The organism is Neobacillus niacini, assembly GCF_036961885.1.
In the GTDB taxonomy this organism is placed as follows: domain Bacteria; phylum Bacillota; class Bacilli; order Bacillales; family Cytobacillaceae; genus Neobacillus; species Neobacillus niacini_H.
On sequence record NZ_JBALNQ010000107.1, the window covers coordinates 1 to 2915 of the forward strand.

At 33.0% G+C, this 2915-nt stretch carries 2 protein-coding genes; one reads left to right on the plus strand and one right to left on the minus strand.

Annotation, left to right across the window (positions count from 1 at the left end):
- Nucleotides 1–1636 (plus strand): Ig-like domain-containing protein (locus V7124_RS26145; protein WP_335494892.1); only part of this gene is annotated, 1636 nt, incomplete at its 5' end.
- 210 nt (nt 1637–1846) lie between these two features.
- Here the strand turns inward: V7124_RS26145 and V7124_RS26150 are convergent.
- A complete protein-coding gene (locus tag V7124_RS26150) occupies nt 1847–2878 on the minus strand; it encodes an acyltransferase family protein (RefSeq protein WP_335494895.1) in 1032 nt (343 codons plus the stop codon).
- Between the last annotated feature and the right edge of the window lie 37 nt (nt 2879–2915).

Here is a 2915-nt window from a genome sequence, read left to right on the forward strand (position 1 = left end):
GGGATATATTGATACTCCGAAGAATGGTTCCTCGGTAAAAGGGGAAATAGACATAAGCGGTTGGTTTTTAGATCTGAGCGGTGTGTCCAAGATTGAAATATTGATTGATGGGAAAAGCATGGGGGAAGCCCGGTATGGTGATATTCGAACCGACGTAGCGAAAGTTTATCCAGAATATCAAAATGCCAATTCAGGGTACAAATTCACTCTAAATACCAAGAATCTAATAAACGGTCAGCACACATTAACTGTAAAAGAAACTGGAAATAACGGAGCCACCAATCTTGTAACCACTACATTAAATGTTGAAAATCAACTACCAAGGGGATATATTGATACTCCGAAGAATGGTTCCTCGGTAAAAGGGGAAATAGACATAAGCGGTTGGTTTTTAGATATGAGTGGAGTATCAATGGTTGAGGTTTTTATTGATGGAAAGTATAGTGGTCAGGCTCAGTATGGACGAGCTCGAACTGATGTATTTCAAGCATATCCAGAATATCAAATTACAAACTCTGGATACCAGTTTGCGCTTAATACCTTACAGTTCACCGAAGGACAACATACTTTAACTGTAAAAGGAACTGGAATAAATGGAGCCACCTCGACACTAAATTCAACTATATTTATTTATAATGGAAACTATCCTAAATTCGTATCATCTATTAAACTTCCAGCCTATAGAAGTTATAACGAATTAGCCGATTATAATATTCATTTAACTTTGTATAATCCAAGTTATACTAGATATTTTGAACTTGGTTATGGAGATCTAGTCAATGTATTAGATGAGACTAAATACGCGGCTAGAATAGCCACTCAAGATGGCAGATCGGGTTGGGTTCATAAAGATTATCTTGAAACGAGCTTAAAAGAAGACCTATGGCTCGTCAAAGAAGCTAGAACCTTAAGAAGTTCATCTTCAGTTTTAAGTTCTAATATTGGTTCGATACCATCAGGGACGTCCTTATATTTACTTGATCATGTGACTACCTCGGATTCTACTTATAACGAATGGTATTATGTTCAAACAGTATCGGGACAAAGAGGATGGATTTGGGGTGCTTTAGAAAAAGGTTCAAACCAAGGGTATAACGTCATAAAATATGAAGTTTCCAAAGTTGGCACAGTAACCAATCAAGTAAATATCTTTACTCCTCTAAATACAAAGGCAAATGTTACTGCTGATCAGATTAATAGATTTATACAATATAAAACGTCCGGTAAAGTAACAACTATGACAGGTTTGGGTTGGGCATATTTGGCGGCACAAGAGCAAAGTGGATTAAATGCAATTTACTTACTAGCTCATTCTGGGCATGAAACAGGTTGGGGTAATTCAAGTATTTCAAAAAACAAATACAATTTCTATGGAATTGGAGCGATTGACTCAAAACCTGCTGAAGGAGCTTATACCTATGATACTCCCGAGGGAGGTATTATCGCTGGTGCATCTTGGATAAGCAGGAACTATCCAATAAGAGATTGGGATACAGATGAAAAATTCCCATATTTTCAGCCAACTATAGATAATATGAGGAATGACAATAGTTGGCACCAATATGCTTCAGATGAAGCATGGGCAGCTAAAATTGGTTTTTTCGCACAAGAGTTTTATAATTTTATTAATCAGTAAGTTAGGAATTTTTATTAGAGGTTGAAATATAATTATGGAAAACCCATATCAAATTCATTTTGATATGGGTTTTCCATTTTGATCATTCCCACTATATACAAAAAATAAGCACCCTTACATCAAATGATTCTTGGAGTGTTTATTCGGTCGAAAACTGTTTTTGGAAAGAAATCAGACTCAAATTTGTTGGTATCAGTGTATTTGTCATGTTTATTTCGATGGGTTATTCAAAGGATAGATAGTCATATTTCTCCCTAGAACAAATGGAAAGAATCTATTAATTATTAAACAAGTGGGAATTAAAATTAAAATTGCACATAGGGTTACTATAATACCAAATAGATTTAAATTTGGTATCTCAATATTTAGCCTTGCTCTTACAAAGGTATTGTAGAAATTAAAACCTAAGGGAATGTGCAAGGACATTAGTATAAGAGAATTTTTTCCAAGGAAGTTTAGCACAGATATTAAAGATAAAAATTGTGAAATTATAATGACAAAAGATATCCCTAATATAGCCCAAATAATCCCATCGATTATTGAAATCAAACTTGATGGGAGACCTAAAAGATTCCAGAAGCTATAATAAATTTCTTGATAAGAGATAAGTGCAAGGAAAAGTATAGAATTAAAAGTAATAATAAATGACTTAGTCTTATTTTTTTCAAAGAAATTTATTCCTTTAATATAGTGGCCAATCCCAAAATATATCAAATAGTAAAGTGATTGATCTAAACTCCAAGGTAATATACTCCCGCCAGCAAAAACCTTCAATACTATGCTTGAGGTAAACCCTATAAGGATGACAGATAGCAAACGTATATATAATTTTTGTGAGAACTTTACCAAAAGGTAATAAAGAATTTCAATGGTAAATAAAGAGGTTAAAAACCAAATTGGATCATCATAGGAAATACTATTTCTTTTGGAAATAATCATTTGTTCAAGAAAAACTCTTACAGCAACTGGTTGATCAAACAGATAATTAAGAAGGAAAAAAGAAATAATTGAAAAAGAAATATAAGGAATAATCAACGATTTAAACTTTGAAACAGTTATTTCTTTTAGATTTTTATATCTATTTTCTGAAAAAAAGTATCCTGAGATAAAGAAGAATAGGGGCATATGGAATGCATAGATAATACTTCTAGCTGTTGGATCGATAGGAGTATGACCAATAATTACTAATATAATACCTATCCCCTTGCATGTATCAATCCATTTTATTCTCTTGAAAGACATATTCTCACTCTTTCGGCTGAATTATTAAATTTACTTT